Genomic DNA, 20,573 nt, shown 5'->3' with positions numbered 1-20,573 from the left:
TTCGGCCTGGGGGCCGGATCGGATCCAGCGGGCTTGGTGCTGGTCATGAGGGTGTGGTTCTCCTGTCGGTGCCCTCTCAGGCTAACCCACCGAAGCGGGACGTCTCACCCAAGGCTGACAGAGAGGGCGTCGCCATTTTTATGCCCCCGCTGACCGCGTTGTGCCGCCCCTTGGGGCACGGACAGGGCATGCCCTTGGGCGGGCGTGTGCGGGCTCGGGGGGACCAGTCGGCGCGCGACCCGGCGGGCATGAAGGGACGTGGCACTCAGACCCGGGAGGGCAAGAGGAGCAGGAGCGCGAGCATACGATGCGGATGCTCGCGGCAGGCTGGCCGCGTCCCGAGCCGGAGTACCGGTGTTACACCTGCACCCACGCTCGCTTCGTCGTGGCCTGCCAGCGCGTCGGGTGGCTCATCCCCCGGAAGCCGGAGCCAAAGCGCCCGAAGCCCCCATCTCGAGCCGGCTTGGAGCGCCGCCTCCCGCTCGCGGTCCAGTTCATCGCTCACGCAAGCGGCCCCGGACGGGTCGTCCGAGGCCGCGAGTGAAGCTCCGAGACGACCAAAACTGCAGGTCATCCAGGGTGGTAACGAGAGCCCCCTGTCGGATTCGAACCGACGACCTTCGCTTTACAAGACCATCAGCGATCGTGCCGCCCCGTTCCGCCTCGTGCCGCTCAGTACCGCTTTGCCTGATCAGATCGCCTCTGGCCGGCTGTCCCGCGCTGCCTCGTGATGCACCGTCCAAAGGCGTCCGTCCACCGGCCGTCCACCGGAAGGGTGTCCAGCGGGGCCAACGGACGAATCCGTGGGCTTGTGACTTCCCTACAAGTGAGCCAGTGGCCTAACTCGCCTTCTACGAGGACCGGGCGTCTCTCGAAACGGACCGGGCCGTCTGTGCGCGGCACGAGCCATCAGGGATTCGGAACGCCGAGGGGCGACCCGCGGCTTCTACCAGTCGGTTCTGGACGACCTGGCGCGCGACGCCGCTGAGAAGGTCGTCCAGTTCGTGCCCCGAGCACGTCCCCATCGCGCCACTGTCCCCGGATCCGTCACCGTCGCTTGCCCTCCCGCCGATGCGCCCACCAGCACGCCCGGCGGAGGCGACAGGGGAAATGACGACAGCCTGACCCCTTTGGACAGCAAAGGCCGAGTCAGTGGGTGGCGAATTCCCAGGGGAGCCGGGCGGGGCCATTTGCCCGTTTCGCGCCCTCGCGCCCGCTTGGCGGATTCACTTTTCGCCGAGATTGAACAGCCCAGCCCCAGCGACGCGCTCGTCAGGAGGCTCAGCCCGACGGCCGGCGATCATGTCACGCACCCGGCGGGGCAAGGGCGACACCGGGCCTTCGGCGATATCGTTAAGACCACGGTAAACGGGCGTGTCCAGCACTTCCCGCTCCCCGCGATCGACCTCTCCCTGTTCCGCGCCGTCCCAGGCGACCGGTCCCTCATCGTCGGGGGGATACTGCCACGAGGAACCCGGCGAGTCGGCCTCGCTGCGCGGCCGTGCCATAGCCATCGACACGTGAGCGCGTACGGTTCCGCGCAGGTCTTCGTATCCGCCGCGATGAAGGTTCTGGACCTCCCACCACGCCGCCTGCAGGGCATCGCGTTGCGTCGTTCCGGCGTCGCACAAGATGCGGTGCCACGGAACGCTGCGGTTGCGCACGAACGTGGGTGAGGGCGACGGCCACCGAAGAGTGGCCCGGACGGTCAATGCGGACACAATCGTGCACCCCAACTGCCGCTGGCTGCCTTTGCCGTGGCGACAGGTCACGGGGGCATGGGATGGCGACATCGGCACCCAGTTGCGGTGGTTGTACAGCACATAGGCAGGCAGGCAACCTGTGGCTTCGGCATCCGTCACCAGCATCTCGCTCTGCAACCGCCCGTTGCCACGAACCCGGTGCTCCAGGTTGAATCCGCCGCCCGCTCGCTGCGCGCGCTTGGCCTGTACGCGCATACCGAAGCACACTTTCCCTGAGTAGAACCACCACTCCCAGTCAGCCCCGTTACGGGATTCTTCACGCTGCGTGAACTCAGTGATCACCACACGGTCTCCGTGTCTCCTGGCCAGCTCCTGGAGATTGGTGGATGTGAATACTTCCTCGCGAGGCACCCGCTCGTTGAGGTAAATCTCGGAAAGATGCTCGAAAGTCCACTCGGCGCGGTCGCGAAGGGTCCGACACAGCGTCTGGTCGCGCACGTCACGGCCGCAGCCCGAGCAGTATTTGAAATGTTCGGCAACCTCAGCATCACAAGCGCACGAGAGCACGGGCGGTTACCCCCTCATGGACTGGACGATCCGCTAAGGTTACTGTCCGGCCACACGGAGAACGTTTTGCCCGAACAGAGCGCGTGCGGCTGGTTAGTCTGTGCTACCTCGTATTGCGTCGTCCCAAGGCGTCCGGCCACCGGTTGGCCAACCTGAACGGTGCCGGAGGCGCAAACGGGCCGGTGCATGGAGAGGTTGTCAACCGCCCACAGACGCGCCCTCGGGCGGTCGCGTGCTCCCGGCTGACGGCTCCGCAAAGGGCCTTTCAGCGAAGCCGGTGCCGGGTACTCTGATCGTCAATTGCTCACGCCGGACGCACCGGCAACGACTATCTTGAGACCGTCCACACACCCCAGACGCCGAGCCCGACGATGTGGTCTACAACGCGCTCAAGTCGAGCTGCGAACGCGCCGTCGAGGAGTTCTTCGACGGCGACTCACTGATCCCCAACTCTGGACTGATCATCGGCCCGTTTAACAGCACGGGCCGTGTCGGCCGCCCGCGACGCCGTTATGGTCGGGGCGCCTCCGCAGGTGCGGAGCGGACGCTTCTTTCGGCTGGATCTCGCCGGGGTTCACCGGGACACCTCCGCTCGCGCGGAAGGACCACAGGCCGCTCGTTCGGCGAAGATTTCTACTGCTTGAATTCTTGCCTCGACACGTGGGTGATGGTCACTCGCGGATGCTGGGGCACCGGCTTGCCGGGGTCGCTGGCCGTGGGTTCCTCGGGCCAGGAGCCGCCCGGATAGACGCCAACGGTGTCAGTACTGACACGCACTGCCGCACTGAACCCGTCCGGCCCCTGCACCCGCACGTCCACAGTGTAGAAGGCCCGTTCCTTGCCGGTGTTCCGGATCTCCACCGGAACGATGAGTCCCTTGCTGGTGCGCACAGGGGCGTAGACCGTGGCGTCCCCCTGCGAAGCGACTACGTGCTGGAAGTTCGCGCCGGCCGAGGATGTCTGCGGCCTGATCGGAGCTCCGTGGACAGCGCTGGTTCCCCGTTCCAACCCTCCGAGATGGGCGGGATCCGATGAGGCGGCAGAAACAGACGGTCCGGTGGATGGCCCGGTTGCAGCGTGCGTGCCGCTGCAACCGGCTATCAGGGGGCTGACCGTCAGCGCCGCAAACATCAGTGTCACGACGGGACCTCGGCGGCGTGTGCGGTCATGCGCGCGACGGGGCTCAGCTACAGGGAAGAGCATGGTTCAGCCTGGCCTTCGGAGAGCTTCTCGGAGTCTGAGGGACGCGGTCGGGGGCGGGTCCCCGCAGGGCAGGTCCACCGGGCTGCGTCACTCAAAGAGCTTACAAGCCGCTTCGGTTGCCGTTCCGGAGAACCTATCACCGCCAACTCCTGTGCACAGCAATGCTTCTGGCCTCGCGTCGGGCGTGCAAGCCTGCCGCCCCAAAGACCACAGCTGACGGCCTGCCATTTCATGCCCGTACAGTTTCGGCCATTCCACTTTTGGCTGATTCGGCAGGAACTGCAGCGGCCAGAGAATTCTTTTCGGCCGACGATATGACGTGTGCCACTCCATGCCGAGACGGATGCAACCAGGAGTGACCAAGCCATTATCAAATTGTCCGGCTATTGCCACCGGGGGGAGATACGTCCGCTCGCCCGAAGTCATAGCGGACCGACGATCTCCACTTTCTTTGGAATTTCTCAGAGAAATCTGGTAGACGGCAAGGGAGGCGATCTGCTTAGCTCTCGAATCCGCCGCCCTTCAGTTATGTGCAGTCCTGTTGACGGGGATTTCTGGCGGTTGGATCGATCCAGAGGGGGATCTCATGTCCGTACGAGCAAAATATGCTGCGAAGACCGGGTTAGCAGCCGGCGCGGCCGCCTTGGCGGTGCTCGGCCTGGCTGCTCCACAAGTCGCCGCCGCCGATCGGCCGGTGCCTCACATCGCGGCCAAGGCCGACCAGAACACGAGGGCTTTTGCGGCGCGGAATCCTGGTGCCGTTGCGGCGGTCCAACTCATCTGTGGTGCGGGATACAACCTCTACAAGGTAGACATGCTTCCCAGCGAATCCGCACGCAGAGGAACTCTCTTCGTCTATATCAAGGGAACCAACGGCGCCAGCGACGACACTCCCACGTGCGCGATCTTCGATAACAACATGGAAGGCGCGAAGTGGATGAAACTCAAACTCTGCTCGAACTACACGGCAGAGGGCTGCGCAAGCGATGAGGGCAACTTCACGCAGTATGCCGGACCGGTCTACCGTGCTCACGGCGGATGCGGCGAGGTCACGGCGCTGATGAAGAACACCTCGAGTTCGACCAAGTACATCATCAACGCCGTGCGAGATACGACGACCTGCAACTAGGCATTGCTGTAGGAGCCGTAGCTCCCGGGACTCCACACCACCGCATCGTGTGGAGTCCCGGCCGCACTACTGGCCCCAGCTGAAATCTTCAGTTTCAGTCAGACCCTTGAGAAACAATAAGGGCTGATTCATGAAATCGAATGAAATAGGCATGACCACCGTCGCGCGAGCTGCCCATGACGGTTCGGATCACCTGACAGGGGATTCGACGTCACCGACACGGTGGACATTCCCGGCCTTGGTCGGGGACGCACCGGGACGAGCAGCACCCAGTTCATCGACCCTCACGGTGCCCCTGTTCCCACCCGGCCGATCGTGCGGATCCTGAAGGTGGTGCGCGTGTGACCTCCGCCGCTCCATGTCTCGGACTTGTTCATCCAAGCCGGGCGGTCGCGGGCACAGCGGCGGTGGCGACCCGCGCGTGCTTCGCGGCACCGACGCCGAGCAGCTCGTGGGCTTCCCGTGCTCCGGCGAGCGCCCCACCACGCCACCGGCGACCACGACACTTCCGGCTCGGCAGGCCGCAGCCAGGCTCTGCGGCAACACACCACGGACATGCACACCGACAGCGGGCCGCGGTCGCCGTCCACACAGCGCCAACGGCTGACCGGTCCCCGCCAAGCTCCCGTCCGCCCTTCGGCTCTTTCCGCCCGGGACGGGTGGGCCAGGCCGTGCCTCAGCAGGGCACGGGAAACCACTCAACGAAATTCGGGGAAACTCTCTCTTGCGATGCAGAAGACGAACACGCCTACCACTGGTCGCCGTTGTGGCCTGTGCTGCCCTGGCCGGCGGACTGCTCCAGGCCGCACCCGCCACCGCCGCACCGAAGCCGAACCCGGGCACCGCCACACCACCGCCACCTTCTGGTCAGGTCGAGGATCCGGGCAGGAGGCTCGGCAAGGACTGGAAGGCCAGTGCCGACCGTGCGGTGACCGCCGCGGCAGACTCCGGCGGGCTGCGCATCCTCGTCGCCGACAGCAGCAACGCGTACGCGTGGAAGACCATTGCCACGGTGGCCGAGTCGGGCTTACCCGCGGACTCGTGGATCGGCAACCAGTGCCTGATGGACCACGAGCACGCCGCCGTCGTCTACGCGCCCCGCAGCTTCACGAACAAGCCAGACCTGATGCAGGGCGGCGCCTTCACCGCCGTCGTCAACCTGACAACGGGGCATGTGACGAAGCTGCAGTTCACCGCGTCGCTGGCCTACTTCGACCCGTCCTGCAACACGGTGACACATACGGCCGCATTCACCGCTTTCCGGGACATGAACGACCCCGCGAGCACGCGGACGCGCGTGGTCACTGTGAACACCGCGGGGAAGACCATGAGCACGGCTGCGGCGAAGGGTGAGATCACCAGCGCCGTTCCCGTGGAGGACGGCACGGTCGCCGCTCTCGGCAGCCGCCTGATCCACCTCGACCGCTCCGGCACGGTGAAGAATCTCGCGGACGCTGACAGCGTCCCGTTCGACATCCGTCCCGCGGCCGAGGGGAAGGTCGCCTTCGTCGACCGCAAGGACAACTCCACAGCGCACGCCAAGGTGTTCACCGGTCACGGCAAGCCGGCCGCCATCGCCTCGGGCAGACTCGGCGACCTCGAGCTGATGCAGGGCGAGGCGGGCAGGGTGTTCCTCACCGGCCACCCGACGAGCACCCCAGCCACGACGGGAACGGGGGTCACTCCCGTCAACGCCCCCTCCGACACCGATGTGTCCTCCCACGGCCGTCTCGCCGTCGACCCAGTCCTCACCCCCGGCGTCCGCGCCGGCCTCCTGCGCATCAAGGACGCGGGCAAAGGCTTCACCAAGACCGAAGAGCCCGTCCCGCAGGCCGCCGCGGGCGCCGACGATGACAAGCCGACGACGGTCACCAGCACCGCCACCACCACCGGGGCCAAGCTCACTCAGAGCGTGCAGCAGGGAACCGCCGACGGTTCGGGGACCGTACCCTCTCCGGCCCTCGGCATGGACGCCCGGACCCACGCCCAGCTGACGCGCGCCGCGGTAACCGCAGCCACAGCCGCGGTGTCCAACGATCCGGTCGACACCGACCGCTGGTGCGGGGTCTCCCGCAACGACGTCGGCGCACAGGCGTTGCAGCCGACCCCGAACCAGGTCGAGTGGGCCGTCGACATGGCCGTACGCGGCAATCTGCGCTCCAACCTGATCCGGCAGGGCGGCTACCGCGACCAGGCCGGACTGGGCACCATCGACCCCCAGGGCCTATTCGCCCCGCCGCAGCTGAACGGCGGGGGGAAGATCCCTGCCAACGTACTCCTCGGCGTCATGGCCCAGGAGTCGAACCTGTGGCAGGCCGAGTCGGGGGCGATTCCCGGCCAGATGGGCAACCCCCTTGCCGCCGTGGACGGCTACTACGGCCACAAGGCCGTGGACGGGGACCCGAGCGCCTACTGGCAGATCAACTGGGACAAGTCCGACTGCGGCTACGGCGTCGGCCAGGTCACCGACGGCATGCGCCTGGCCGGTCACGAGAAGGATCACGAGACAAGCCTGTCCCCGGCCCTGCAGAAGCTCGTCGCAGTCGACTACGCGTCGAACGTCGCCGCCTCCATGAAGATCCTCGCCTCCAAGTGGAACGAGGTCCACACGGATGGTCAGAAGGTAACCGTCAACAACGACGATCCGGCCATGGTGGAGAACTGGTTCACCGCCGTGTGGAACTACAACCTCGGCTTCAACCCGCCCTCGGAATCCTCGCAGCACGGCGGGCACTGGGGCCTTGGCTGGTACAACAACCCCGCCAACCCGCTCTACGCCAAGAGCTGGGGCCACCCGTTCATGGACACCTCCGTAGACGGGCCGGACGCGAACAAGGACGCCGCCCATCCGCAGGACTGGCCGTACGAGGAGAAAGTGATGGGCTGGTCCGCCTGGTCCATCGACGCCGGCTTCTCTTACGGCACCTCGGGCCGTCAGGACTGGCCCGGCGAGTCCGGCTTCTCCTCGGCCGGATTCCGGCCCGCCTGGTGGACCAATCCCGTCGAACGCCAATTCGTCTCACCACCGCTGGGCGTCTTCTGCAACAACGCCAACAGCTGCGACCCGAACACCCCCCCGAACTGCACGAACGAAGCGTGCTACGCGCAGTACTGGTGGAACCAGCCCAATGTGACGTGGAAGGTCAACTGCGCCAGCACCTGCGGCCACGAGAACATCAAGTACCAGACGGTGGTCTCTGAACCGGGACGCGGCTACCGCCTCCAGAACGGTCAACCGGTCTGCTCCGGTGCACCAACTGGATCCAAGGTCGTCGCCTCTGTCCCCAACGGAACCCCGACGTGGGGCGACTGCGGGTCGGTCTCGTCCGCGGGAAGTTTCCAGTTCGCGTTCAACCCAGGCACCGAGGACCGCTACGAAGCGAAAGCGGACCTGCACCAGATCGGCGGCGGCTACGGTGGCCACTACTGGTACGCCCACACCCGCGACACATCCCACCTCGGCGGACCTAACGGCTATCTGAACATCAACGGCACCTGGACCCTCGGCCAAAAGCTCACCTGGGCACGCGTCATGGTCCACCTACCCGACACCGGAGCACAGACCCGCCAGGGCAGATACGTGGTGGGGGGAACGGACAGCACCAGCACCAACCGGATCGTGGAGCAGCGGGCAAATCGATGGGTCAGCCTCGGCGTGTTCCACTTCACCGGAACCCCGGCGGTGTCCCTGTCGAACACCACCGAGGACGGTACGGCGGATGAGGACATCGCCTGGGGTGCGGTCGCCTTCCAGCCCCTCCCCGGTAAGCCGAAGAACATGGTCGTAGCCATGGGCGACTCCTACTCCTCCGGTGAAGGCGCCTCGGAGGGCAACCGGGACTACTACCCGGAAACCAACTACCGCGACAAGAAAAACGAAGCCACCCGAGACGCCTGCCACCGTTCCGGCTACGCGTGGTCGCGTCAGGCAACGCTGCCAGGCGCATCGAAATCCACCGGTGAGCTCGCCGACACGCTGAACCCCACCATGGACTACCACCTCATCGCATGCTCCGGCGCTCGCACCTACAACGTCCTGGACAAGAACCAGGTGCAGAAGAATGGCGGCGAGATGGCCCAGATAGAGCAGGGCTACCTGGACGCCAACACGACTCTGGTCACGATCTCCATCGGCGGCAACGACGCCCGGTTCGGCAACATCATCCAAAAGTGCCTCTTGTCCGTCGGCGACACCAGCTGCAAGGACAAGACGTTCGACGATACGGACGACGCAGTGGGCGGACGGGATAACAAGTTCGTCGGCCAGAATCTGGAAACGGCCATACCGGGCATCATTAACGAGATCGTCCGCCCGGACATCACGAAGACCCTCATGGCAATCCAAACCAAGGCTCCGTTCGCGAAGATAGTGCTCATGGGGTACCCGCCTCTGATCTCCGGTACCGGATCCTGCTTGCAGTTCAGCGTCATCGGTTTCCCCAACCTCGGCCTGTCCCAATGGTCCACCAGATGGCTCAACGACACCGCCGGTGTACTGACGACCGCAATGCAGGGCGCAGCCGACGACGCGAACAAGAAGGGCGCTCGGGTGTGGTTCTCCGACCCGCAGAGCGACTTCGCAGGTAAGGCCGTATGCGGCGACCCCGAGCAGGTGCACGGCCTCGTCAAGACGCTGGTGGACTCCGACAACCCGGCCAAGGACTGGCCGGTCATCCGGAATTACGGAGTCTCGGCCCAGTCGTTCCACCCGAAGATCGAGGGTGCGCGGCTGTACGCGAACTCTCTCGAACGCACGACGTCAGGCATGGGACTGTAGCGATCATTCCGGGGCAGCCCTTCCGGGGCTGCCCCGGAACCGTCTGAGTATGTGTACTCATGCACTGCCCAACCGTCCTGGCGCACACTGTCGGGGCAGGTCGTGGGCGGTTCTGGCGAATTGAAGGGGCAGCGGGGCATGACGGTGCACTGGACAACTGAGGCCGCCGTTCCGGCGATCCTCCTGCTGCTGATCGTGGCGGCCGCCACGGCAAGGGCGCACATGGCCTCCCGCCGCATTCATCGCCGGCCTCGGCGGTTACGTGACATCAAGAGCCAGTTCGGCCTCCTCTTCTTCATACCCCTGCTCGCCGTCACAGCCTGCTCGTCCCAGAACCGGGCCACCAGCCCCGATGAGGTTCGCAAGCTTGCGGGCAGCAGCGGGGCTACGCAGGTCCGCGAGCAGGAGGAGAAGCGTCTGCGGAGCCTGGCGCAGTCGTACACCGAGCACACCTCCCTCACCCTCGCCATGGTCACCGTGAGCGACAGGTGCCAAGGGGGCTCTGCCAAGCAGCTGTTCGGTTCCGCGGGCGACGACACCTACAAAATCAACTGCTCGATGGGCATCACCGCCTACTACGGCGCCGACCCTGATCATGTGGGAGATGTCCTCGACGCCATCCTTACCGCAGGTGAACGTCCCGGCACCCTCATCCCGTTCAGGCACGACGATTACCACACGCGCATGGTCGCCTACTACCGAGGGCGCGGCCCGAACCCGATCGGCCCCGGCGGACCTGAGCCGACTGAACTGGCCGATCCGGCACAAACCCTGACCTGGGATCCGGTACGGGACCACCACCTCCGCCTCATGGTCGAAGAACCGGAACCTTGCCTCAACGCCGATCCACCCGTGACACGGTGCGTACGCGAGCCGGCGTCAGGGACGGTCGCCGATATCCGCAAGCGCTACGGCATGGTGTTCAAACTCAGCCTCGGGTCCGCCAACTACTACACCGTATTCAAGAACGGCCAAACGCACACCACGTGACCGGACTCTCCTCGTTGCCGCACGCTGCGCGGGCCTCCGCGCCCGAGGTCGCCCCGCGCCGCGCGGGCCGCCCGGCCCGGTGAGCTGCCCTGATTTCGTAGCGGCCGGTATGCGTGTTTTCAGGCGGTGGTCGGGGTTGCCTGGGATCCGACCAACAGACAGCCGACCAGTCCGTGAGGCGCCCTCCCAGGACGACGAGCAGCATGATGAACGAGGCACGCTGGCGTGAGCCAACTCAGGTAGGACGGGCTCCAATGACGCGTGGGCGAGATGGACTCGTGGAACTACTGAGGTGTGCCGGGCTGGAAATCTTGGGGACTGGAGTACCGAGGACGTACCGCCGCCCCGAGCCGCGCGGCGCCCGGTCATCGCAGGCTCGGCTGAGCCGACCGTAGCCGTAGCCGTAATAAGGAGACCGGCTCGACCTGGTCGCCGAGCTCAACGCGTAGTGGCACCGGCTCCCGGCCGAGTACGGGATCATTGACGCGGACGGTGTGTTCCCCATCGATGTCGCCAGCAACTGGACGGGCTGCGCGACCCGAAGCTGGACGCGGGTCCGACTGATCGCAGGGTGGGACCTGGCCGGAGGGCTTGGAGAGCGTCCCGGGCAGCCAGAATTCGTTCCGAACTTCCCCCGGCGTAACCTCCTGCGGTACGCCGACGATCCAATCCCACGCATGCGTCAACTTTCCCTGGACGACCCGGAGTCGACGGTCGAACTGGTGGAGCCGTTCAGCCGGGACACCAGCGGGGAGTACGACTGCGGGCCACGACAGACCCGCGCGTGACGGCCGCAACAGCGGTACGGCTGCTCGATGACCCGCGCGAGTCCGTTCGTCGCTCAGGGCCAGGCACCCTCGTCTGCCCGCGCGGGTGTTGGCCAAGCTCTTGCGGGACATCGACACTTCGGAGGTGGCGGCCCTGCACCGAGAGCTGCCGGTCCATGTCATGCGGCAGATGATCCAGCGGCTCCGAGCTTGAACCAGCGCCATCTCGGAGCCCTTCGCCGATGATCCGCTCGCCGTTCCGCACCTTCGACTAACCGGACTTACCAGCATGTGAGTGGTCGAAACCCACATCCGAGACCGCGCCAAACGGTCACGGTTACGGGGCTTGCCGACTAACCGATCGCAGCGTCAGTGCAGTGCTGTCCACCGCGCGTCCACCGCAGCTGTTCGCGTTGAGCCGTGACATCGGCAAAGTACCAGCTCAGAGCCCTGCAGAGCGCCTTGAACACAGAAACCACATCGTCTATCCACGCTCGGCAGCGCGCAGGTCAGCAGTGCCCGATTTGACCGAATCACAAGGTCAAAGAAAAGGAAAAGCCCCAGGTCAAAGGCTTGACCTGGGGCTGACCTCAGAGCCCCCTGTCGGATTCGAACCGACGACCTTCGCTTTACAAGACCATGAGTGATCGTGCTGCGTCGTTCCGGCTCGTGCCGCAGAATGCCGTTCTTCCTGATCAGAGCATGTACGGCTGGTTGTTCTGTGCTACGCCGTGACGCACTGTCCAAAGGCGTCTGTCCACCGACTGTCCACCGAGGGGGGCCGGCAGGGCCGTAGTGAGGCTGGCTTAGGCCTTGTCGCTTCTCCACAACCGACCCTCCTCACCGGAGGATCGCGCAGCCAATGATCTACCAACAGAATGGGTCCTCGGGCGCTACGAATCAGCCGGGACTGGACCTCGGCGCTTCAGAGTCAGCGACGTGTCATATCCTCATCCAGCTAGCGGACCGTTGAAGCTGGCACCACATGCCGGGCAATACCCAGAGCGGCTCACTGCGCCCAGGCCGGCCAGTCCCAGTCCGACCCCGACGCCGAACGGCGCGTACCGAGCTGTCACTGTCCTCACCTGTCGGCGAGATCGGCGAGCAGCAGCGCGAGGAGGTGTTCCTCCATGACGGCACGACCGTGCTCGGCCAGAAGCACGGCCAGGTCAGGGTCCCAGGGACAGGCAGCAGGGCCGCCGACGAGCGGGGTGGTGCCGCTATCGGCGAGGGCGGCACGGTAGTCGGCGGCGAACATGCGCCAGGGGGCGGACCCGGGGGCGTCGAGGACGGACCCGGCGATGCGCAGTCCGGCCCAGTCGAAGTCGGCCCGCACCCGTAGTCGGGCCCCGGCGCGGACTGCGGAGTCGAGCAGGCGGCGGCAAGCGGCGGAAGGGACGCCTTCGGTGCATACCAAAGGGGCACTGCGCTCGCCCAGTTCCGCTGCGGCGGCGCGCAGTACCGCGGGGTTCTCACAGACGAAGATCTCGGGCGCGGTGGGGGTGAACGGGTCCACCGTGAGCTGATGCAACGTCAAGCGGAACGGGATCCCGAAGTCGGCGGCGTCACCGAGCCAGTTCGCCACCACGTGGTTTTCGGCGCCGCGCACATTCAGCACCAGGACCTGGCTGGCCAGGTCGTCGGCCACTGCGCCGAAGCGTTCCCAGAGCAGTCGTTGCCCGACCCGGTCTCGGGGCGGTTCGGTGCCCGTGTGCAGGGCAAGGGCGCGCAGTACGAGGCTGGACAGGGGGCTGCCCGGGACGAGGGACTTGGTGTCGCCGGTCGTCCACTGCGCCAGGACAGGCAGCGGCAGCGGCGGGCGGCCCTGCGGCACGGGTAGCCGGTCGAGCACCGCGACGGCCCAGCGGACGAGGTGGGCGTCGCCCCGGCGCAGCAGCCGGGTCAGTGTGCCGTCCGCCTTCAGTGTCTCGGCCCAGGCGGCGTACCAGGGTTCGGCACTGTGGCGGCTCTCGGCGAGGGCGACCCGCGCGTCGTCGCGCCACCCGGCCTCAATACGGCGCTCGCCGGGGCGGTCGCGCAGCGGTCCGTCCAGTCGGGCGAGTGCGGCGAGCAGGCCCACGCCGTGGGCTGCGTGAAGGGCTTCGTCCAGGTCTGCGAGGTCCACGGTGAGGCGTTTGGCGGTCTCGGGCCGGTACTGGCCGGTGATGCCGATGACGACCCGGCGTTCGGCCTCGGTGGGGGTAGTGAGTCCGATACTGCCGTCGAGTTCACCGCCGGTACGCTCCAGCCGGCGGCGGGCGGCAGCGAGCAGGCGCTGCCAGCCTTCGCCGTGTAGTAGATCGGACCCGCGCGAGTCGGACCCGCGCGAGCCCGCTTCGCTCACGAGGCGGTCCCGGTCGGGACGCGCCGGGCGCCGGGCGAGCCGAGGGCGGCGGTGAGCTCGCCGGCGTCGTCGGCGAGCAGTTGCGAGCCGTCCCAGACCAGTAGCAGGGCGCTGACGGTGTGGGCGCTGGGCGAGTGCGCCAGGTCGTAATGGGCGGCGGCGGTGACAGAGTGGTGAGCAGCCCACAGGTCGTAGCCGGTCATGAACAGGTCCAGGTCGAACTGGGCAGCCAGGCTGAGGAGTTCGCCGCGCCCGTTGTCGTCCACGCCGGCGAATGCCTCGTCCAGGGCGAGCAGCCGGGGGGCATGCGGGAGCGCGGAATTGAGCATGGCGTGGGCGGCGGCGAACAGCGGCAGGTGCAGTGAGACGGACTGCTCGCCGCCGGACAGGCGACTGTGCCTGGTCCGGGTGAGGGTCTCCTCACTGCCGTCCGGGCGGACCAGCTGGAACACGAACTGCCGCCAGTCACGGTAGTCGAGGACCTCGGAGAGCAGTTCCCGGTAGGGGCGGTCGCGCGAGCGGGCGCGGGCGTTCTTGATCTGGCTGGCGAACAGGGCCCGCATCCGGCCGAGTGCGTCGGGGCCAAGGCGGTTGGCGCCGGCGTCGAGCAGGGTGCAGACGGCGCGCTGCTCCTCGTCGAGCTTGTCGGCGAGGTGCCAGGAGACGCCGATGGTGGCGCCGGAGGACATCCTGCGGGAGCGCATCTCCCGGTTCATCCGGCTGATCAGGTCGCGGGCGTCCACGGTGCGGTCGTGGATCTGCTGGGCGAGCCGGGTGAGAAGGGCGTCCTCGAGGATGCGCTGCTCGGAGTCGGTCAGCAGCTGTTGTTGGTCGCGGCGGGCGGAGGCGATGCGGGCGGCGAAGGCGCCGACCGGCAGGGGGCCCTGCTCATCGGTGATGCGGACCACGATAACGCCGTCCGCGCCGTCCCATTCGGGGCGGTAGTCCTGTCCGGCGGCGCCGAGTTGGCCCTGGAGTTCGTCGAGGGCTTTGGTGAGGCGGGTAGTGGACTGTTTGAGGGAGTTTTCGGTGGGGGTGAGGTCGCGGGTAGCAGCGAGGATCGCGTCGTGGACGGCTGTGACAGCGGCGGGGAGCTCCGACTCGGCCCAGTCGGCTTCCTGGCCGGGCCAGCCCAGTCCGGGCGGGCACTTGAGTACGTCAAGCAGCTCGCGTTGGGCGTAGGGGGCGAGGTCGCGGGCGGTGCTGCGTTCCTCGGAGGCGGCGACGGCGTGGGCGTCGCGGGCCGCGGTGAGCCTGGCCCCTGCGGTGGCTGCCTCGGTGAGAGCCGAGCGGTCGGCGGAGCGGGCGGCCTCCGCCTCGGTCCCGGCGCTGTCCAGTCCGGCTTCGGCGGCCTGGACCTGGGCGAGGACCTCCTGGGCGTCCGCGCCCACGGCGCTCTGCAGGGCGTCGAGCTTGGCGGCTTCCTCGGAGTGGCGGCGGCGGGCGGAGCGCTCGGCTGTGGCGGCGCTCCCCTCGTCGTCGGCGGCGTCATCGAGGCGGGTGGCGGCAGCAGCGGCGGCCTCGCGCTGGCGGTCCTCCTCGCGGCGCTGCCCGGCTAGGGTGCCTGCGGCAGCGGCGAAGCGGTGCACGGCGGCTTCGACGGCGTCGGCGTGGTCGGGGTCGAGGTGGTGTTCCGTGGCGGCGCGACGCAGGGCGCGCTCGGTGACGCCGGTCGCGGCGACGCTCTCGTCGTAGCAGGAGTGGGCCTCGTCGGAGCCCTCGCGGGTGGCCCGCAGCCGGGCGTCGGCACGACTGAGATCAGCGAGAGCGGCGGTAACGGGCGCGGTACGGGGCAGGGCGGTGCGGGCCGCGTCGAGAGCGGCGAGGCCGTCGGCACAGGCGGTGGCGTCGGCGTCCAGCTCGTCGAGCCGGGCGTCGAGCCGGCCGATTCGGGCGTCGCAGTCGGCGAGGCGTGCGGCACGGCGGCGGGCGCGGGCAGTCGCGCCGATGTACTCGGCGTGCGGCTTGTGGTGCGCGCCGTACTGCACGCCCTGGGCGTAGCGGCCGTCGGGGGTGACGATCGCGGGGTGCGACGTGAGGGCGCCGTCCGTGACGTCCGTCGCGACGGAGCGCAGGACCTCCGCGACCCGGGACGCGGGGACGGATGTGTCCTCCTCGTAGAGGAGGACATCGGCGAGGCTCGCACCGGGTGCGGCCGGGCCACCGCGCAGGTAGGCGTCGCTGTCGCCGGGGGCGACGGGCTGCTCCTCGGGGCTGATCCAGGCGTCGAGCAGCCCGGCCGCCTCCAGGGCTGCCTCCAGGCCTGCAGCCTGACTATCCGTCACCTGGTCGGCGAAGCGTACGAGTTGCCACAGTGGCGCGCCGGGTCGGTCCTGGCGGGCGGCGGTGCGGGCGGGGTGGGCGGCGGGGGCGTCGGCGTGCTCGGCGGCGATCCTGGCCCGCTCGGCCATCATCTGCTTGCGCTCGGCGGCGGTACGGGTGCGCTCGGCGCGCAGCTCGGCCTGTCGGTCCCGCAGCCGCTCGGCGGCGGGAGCGGTGGCTGCGGTGAACACGGTGGCCGGCGCGAGAGCCTCGGGCTCCCCGATCGCGGCGAGCGCTTCGGCGAGTTTCTCGGCCGCGCCTTCCGGCAGCAGCTCGCGGTGCTGCGCTGTCCAGGCTTCGAGTTCCCGCGCGGCGCGGGTACGGGTGTCGTCGGCGGCCCTCACGGCGGCCTGCTCGGCCTGCTCGGCCTGGCCCACGGCAGCCTGTGCCCGGTCCAGGGCGAGCCGGGCCAGATCGCGGGCCTGCTCGGCACTGCGGTGCGCGGCCTGTGCGGCCCGTACAGCGCGGACGGCCTCGGTACGCTCGGCGACGCGCGCGCCCGCGCGCTGGGCCAGTCCTTCCGCCACGGCATCGGCGGCCCCCCAGCCGACCCCCGCGGCGGCGGCATGGTCGGCGAGCTGAGCTGCCGAACGGGACACTGCGGCAGTGAGCTCGGCCAGCAACGCCTCGTCGCTCTCTTGGTTCCGCCGGGCGCGGCTGGTCGCAGCGGCCCGGCGGGCGTGTTCCTCAGCCGCGGCGTCAGCGTTCTGCGCGCAGGTGCGGACCAGGCGTTCCAGGTCGGCAAGCTGCTCCAGGGCCTGGTAGGCGGCACTGGACCTGAGCTGCTCCAGCCGGGCGCGCAGCGCCGCGAGGCCGTTCTCGGCGAGTTCGAGCCGGGTCGCCGCGACGGCCTGGCGCTCCTCCGCGGTCTTCAGGTTGGCCGCCGCCGCGGCGACGGCGACGGCGCAGGCGGCGGACGTCTCCCGGCGGCGGGTGAGGGCGTCGGCGGCCCAGCGGCCGTGAACGCGCAGATAGGTGGTGTAGCTGGAAAGGAACGAGGCGGTGGCCTCATCGGCGGTGGTCAGGCCCTGCAGGGTGTTCTGCACCGCCTCCATGTCGTCGAAGGACCTGGCCGCCTCCGCCACGAGGTCGTCGTCCACCGGGCGCAGTCCGCTGGACAGCGTGTCTGAGAGCTTGGCGGGGTCGAGGTTCTTGGCGAGCTGCGGCCGACGCAGCGTCAGAATCAGAGTGAGCAGCTGCTCGTAGCGTTCCCGGCCGAGGCCGAACAGGCGCTGGTCGATCGCGGCCCGGTAGTCGGAGGCGGAGTCGTGCAGACACTCGGGCCCGATCTCGGCGGTGAGCTGCTTCTTGGTCATCGGCCGGTCATCGTCGGTGAGCAGTGAGAAGTCCTTACCGACCCGGCCCGGCGCGACGAAGTGCCATCGGACGGGTTGGTCGCGGTGCCGCTGGGCGTGCAGGCCGATGCCGACGGTGACGGCGTCCCCTGTGTCGCGGTGCCGCAGCTCGAGCCAGGTGTAACCGACCGCGTTGTCCTGTCCGCGGAACAGCAGGTTGGACTTCATGGTGCGGTCCTCGGCGGCGAACGGGTTGAGCCGCTTGGGGTCGATCCGGCCGTCCAGGACGAAGGGGAAGAGGACTTCCAGGGCCTTGGTCTTGCCGGAGCCGTTGGGGCCGCGCAGGATCAGCCAGCCGCCGGCGAAGGAGAACTCCTCGTCACGGTAGTCCCACAGATTGACGATGCCGGCGCGGGTGGGGACGTAGCGGGTCACAGGGTCTCGTCCTCGGGATCGGTGGCGAAGAGTACCGGTTGCTCGACGGGCGCGGCAGCGGAACCGGCGGCCCGGGGCCGGGTTCTCACCTGCGCGGTGACGCCCCGGTAGCGGGCCAGCATCGGCAGCGCCAGTACCCCGCCGTCAACGGGTGCCACCAGTCGCAGCGCGGCGAGCTGGGCGACCGCGAGGCGGGTGAGCCGGTCGGGGTCGTCGCGCAGGTCCCCCGACATGCCCTTTCCGTACTCGGCGGTCAGCTTCTTCGTCGCTCCGCGCAGCCAGGAGTCGGTGACGAACGGGTACACGGTCTCGGCTGATGCCTCGTCGTCATCGGTCCACGGCAGCGGGCCCGGCGTCTCGGCGCGCTCGGCGAACTCCGCGAGCGCGCCGGTCAGCCCGCGCTCGGGCAGCGCGCTGTCGATCCGCGCGGCGAGAGCGGCCCGCCGTTCGGCGGCGGTCGCGGCCGACAGCCGCTCGGTGCGCGGCTTCGCTGCCTGTTCGACGATCCGCGCGCCGAGCAGTAGCGCCGCCTGCTGAACCGTACCGCCGGAGGGGAAGTGCTGGTCGGACAGCCGCCGGGCGAAGTCGACCAGGGCGACGCCCTCGGCCCTGCGCTCCAGGGTGAGGCCGGTGAGCCGTTCCAGGTCCTCGGCCAGGGCAGGGGAGCGCAACTGCCCGCGCAGCGCCTCGTCCACGTCGGCGTAGTAGACGGCCGGCTGCTCCAGGACCAAGCGGCGGGCTCTGCGTGCGGCGGTACGGCGCTGTGCCTCCCGTCCCGGCGCGAACCCGGTGGGCATCTCCCGGTCCAGCAGTTCGGTGACCGAGCCCAGATGCTGCAGTACCCGGCTGGGGCGGTAGACCGTTCCGGTCACCTCGCGGTCGATGTCGTACAGAGCCTCGGCGCGCTCGGGGTCGTTGGCCCAGGCGGCGGCAGAGCCGTCGGCGGTGCGCAGTGCGCCGCGGGCCTCCAGCCAGGTGACGGCGTCCACGAAGGCGTCCCGGTCGGCCTTGCGTTCGGTGTCCATGCCGAGGCCGTCGATCCGGACGGCGTCGGCGGCCACCGAGTCGGCGAGCTCGCCGAGCGCGATCTGGGTGCCGGAGCGGCCCAGGGCGGCGAGGGTGAGCACCAGGTAGGCGTAGCGGCGGCGGTCGAAAGGCCGCTTGCCGTTGGCGGTCAGCGCCGGCTGGGTGCCGTCGAGGTCGTCCTGAACGCGGAGCAGTCTCACGGTGTCGGCGGTGGTGATCAGCTTGTAGCCCAGGGTGTCGGGCAGGTCGGCGCGCAGTTGCCCGGCCCAACGCCGGACCAGCGGCAGCGCCCCCGCGTCCGGATACGCGATGGTGATCAGCGGCTGGCGCAGGATCAGCCGGACCGCCTTCTGGTAGTCGGCGAGGTCCAGCGGGCTGACGTTCTCGGCGACCCTCATGCGGCCCCCCGTACAGTGGCCCGCGGCGCGGTGACCTCCAGGCGCAGCCCGTCCAGGTGCAGCCGCCCCCGCACGGTGTGGACGGTGGTGGAGCCGGGAGCCGGATGCAGGATGAGTCGCACGCCGTGGGCCCCGGCGGCGAGGTCCCTGCCCACCCCCCGGCTCACCGGGACGCGGGCGGTCAGCGCCAGGTCCAGCAGCCCGAGCAGCGCCTGCGTCTCCGGCTCGTCCAAGGAGCGCCCGTACACGCCGTCGTCGGCCAGCGCAGCGGCGGCGGTACGGGCCTGGGCCTGCGCCTTGAGCTGCTGGGCGCGAAGCAGCTGGCGCTGCGCGTCATCGCGTTCGATCCTGCCAGGTCCGTGCAACCTGACCTCGCGTCCGGACTCGACCAGGGTGCGGGCGAGGGCGACCGGCGGGGCATCCCACCAGGAGAGCCGCCCGGGGATCAGCTCCGGGTCCTCGTACGGGACCGAGATGTGCCGGGGCGAGCCCAGGTCGAAGGCCGCGCGGAACAGTGCGTGGGCGTCCGCGTCACTGGGGCAGGAGGTGAACCACTGTGCCAGGTACCGCAGTTGGCTCTCCTGGCTGACACCGCCCCGGCCGGCCTCGGTGACCCGGCGCAGCAGCGCGACGACACCACGGATGGCGGAGACGGTCGCGGACTGCATCCGCTCGCTCTCACTGCGCTCACCGTCCGCGAACCAGTGAACCAGCCCCGACCACCGCTGCCGCCAGTCCTCCAGCCGCTCGGCCGGGCTGCGGAACAGCCGCTCGTCGGCCTCTGCCGCCAGTTCCACCAGGCGGTCCACTCCGGTGGCGATGACCGCCTCCACCGCCTCGGCCAGCAGCGGGGCGTAGCGGGCGAGCTCTCCGTTGAACTCCTGCATATGGGCGAGCAGGGCGTCCTTGTGGGCGAGGAACACCTCGGGGCGGGTGTCGTTGGTACGGGCCAGATCACCGAGCATCAGGTAGAAACGGGCGGCGCGCTGCGCCATGTCGGCGAGGACGCTGTCGAGCCGGGACAGCTTGCGGTAGACCTCCTCGGCGTCGCCCGCCGTATTGGCGGCGGCCAGGGCGCGCAGGTCGTCGAGGATGTCGGGGAACACGAGGCGGGACAGCTGCGCGTCCTCCAGACTCGCCCCGAGTACATCCTCCACGGCGCGGTAGGCCCGGTAGCCTGCCTGGGTGAACTGGTAGACGTAGTGCCGGTTGCGGTACTCGGCGAGGTTGGCGGCGCGGGTGCCGTCATAGCTGCGGTCCAGCAGCTTCCAGTCGGCGAGGGCATCCAGGAGCGGCTGGAGTTCGCCCACGGTGGAGGCGGCGGAGTTCTCGGCCGCGAGCTGCGCGAGCAGCGCACCGGTATCGGCGACATGCAGCAGTACCTGGTAATTTGCCCGGCCCCGGTCCAAGGCACGCAGGACCCACAGGTAGTCGTGGCGCTTCTCGGCGGCGGCGAAGTGGAACAGTCGCATCCGGTCGTCGACGGTGAAGGCATCGATGCCGAAACCACCGGCCGCCGATTCCTTGATACCGCCTGTGTCGCCCCCGACAGGCCCCTCAGCCACCCTTCTCCTCCGCTCTCCTCCGTTTGCCGTTCATGCAGGTCACCATTGTGCC

General features: G+C 68.6%; 9 protein-coding genes. 3 read left to right on the top strand and 6 right to left on the bottom strand.

The window, feature by feature from the left end; all coding sequences use genetic code 11:
• Positions 1-1,226 precede the first annotated feature (1,226 nt).
• Together QMK24_RS31840 and QMK24_RS31835 are read right to left on the bottom strand one after the other, a co-directional pair.
• Entirely contained in the window at positions 1,227-2,201 is a 975-nt protein-coding gene (locus tag QMK24_RS31840; RefSeq protein WP_283470328.1) for a DUF6615 family protein, read from the bottom strand.
• A 702-nt stretch (positions 2,202-2,903) separates the two neighbouring features.
• Positions 2,904-3,161: a hypothetical protein gene (locus QMK24_RS31835; RefSeq protein WP_283470327.1), complete on the bottom strand. Its 258-nt coding sequence runs from the start codon at positions 3,159-3,161 to the stop codon at positions 2,904-2,906.
• An 898-nt stretch (positions 3,162-4,059) separates the two neighbouring features.
• On the opposite strand from QMK24_RS31835, the gene QMK24_RS31830 reads away from it, so the two are divergent.
• From QMK24_RS31830 to QMK24_RS31820, 3 genes are all read left to right on the top strand, one after another.
• Positions 4,060-4,602: a hypothetical protein gene (locus QMK24_RS31830; RefSeq protein ID WP_283470326.1), complete on the top strand. Its 543-nt coding sequence runs from the start codon at positions 4,060-4,062 to the stop codon at positions 4,600-4,602.
• Positions 4,603-5,368: 766 nt separating this feature from the next.
• Positions 5,369-9,379, top strand: a complete 4,011-nt coding sequence (locus QMK24_RS31825; protein ID WP_283470324.1) for an SGNH/GDSL hydrolase family protein — start codon at positions 5,369-5,371, stop codon at positions 9,377-9,379.
• Positions 9,380-9,517: 138 nt separating this feature from the next.
• Complete coding sequence (locus tag QMK24_RS31820; protein ID WP_283470323.1) at positions 9,518-10,369, top strand: hypothetical protein; 852 nt, start codon at positions 9,518-9,520, stop codon at positions 10,367-10,369.
• A 1,848-nt stretch (positions 10,370-12,217) separates the two neighbouring features.
• On the opposite strand, the gene QMK24_RS31815 is transcribed toward QMK24_RS31820, so the two are convergent.
• The 4 genes from QMK24_RS31815 to QMK24_RS31800 are packed head-to-tail and all read right to left on the bottom strand — an operon-like array spanning position 12,218 to position 20,521.
• The gene (locus tag QMK24_RS31815) at positions 12,218-13,480 is read right to left on the bottom strand and encodes a TIGR02679 family protein (RefSeq protein ID WP_283470322.1); all 1,263 of its coding nucleotides are present in this window, start codon (positions 13,478-13,480) and stop codon (positions 12,218-12,220) included.
• The gene (locus QMK24_RS31810) at positions 13,477-17,532 is read right to left on the bottom strand and encodes a TIGR02680 family protein (protein ID WP_283470321.1); all 4,056 of its coding nucleotides are present in this window, start codon (positions 17,530-17,532) and stop codon (positions 13,477-13,479) included. The genes QMK24_RS31815 and QMK24_RS31810 overlap by 4 nt, the downstream gene beginning before the upstream one ends.
• Complete coding sequence (locus QMK24_RS31805) at positions 17,529-18,956, bottom strand: TIGR02678 family protein (RefSeq protein ID WP_283470320.1); 1,428 nt, start codon at positions 18,954-18,956, stop codon at positions 17,529-17,531. Before QMK24_RS31805 ends, QMK24_RS31810 begins: the two co-directional genes overlap by 4 nt.
• Positions 18,953-20,521, bottom strand: a complete 1,569-nt coding sequence (locus QMK24_RS31800) for a TIGR02677 family protein (protein WP_283470319.1) — start codon at positions 20,519-20,521, stop codon at positions 18,953-18,955. The genes QMK24_RS31805 and QMK24_RS31800 overlap by 4 nt, the downstream gene beginning before the upstream one ends.
• Between the last annotated feature and the right edge of the window lie 52 nt (positions 20,522-20,573).

This window comes from Streptomyces sp. PH10-H1 (genome assembly GCF_030063355.1).
Taxonomy (GTDB): Bacteria; Actinomycetota; Actinomycetes; order Streptomycetales; family Streptomycetaceae; genus Actinacidiphila.
This window is presented reverse-complemented; position numbering and strand designations above follow the sequence as displayed.

Coding starts and splice junctions, on each gene's coding strand:
- QMK24_RS31805 (WP_283470320.1), bottom strand. CDS start 18,956: ATGAGGGTCGCCGAGAACGTCAGCCCGCTGGACCTCGCCGACTACCAG.
- QMK24_RS31820 (WP_283470323.1), top strand. CDS start 9,518: ATGACGGTGCACTGGACAACTGAGGCCGCCGTTCCGGCGATCCTCCTG.
- QMK24_RS31830 (WP_283470326.1), top strand. CDS start 4,060: ATGTCCGTACGAGCAAAATATGCTGCGAAGACCGGGTTAGCAGCCGGC.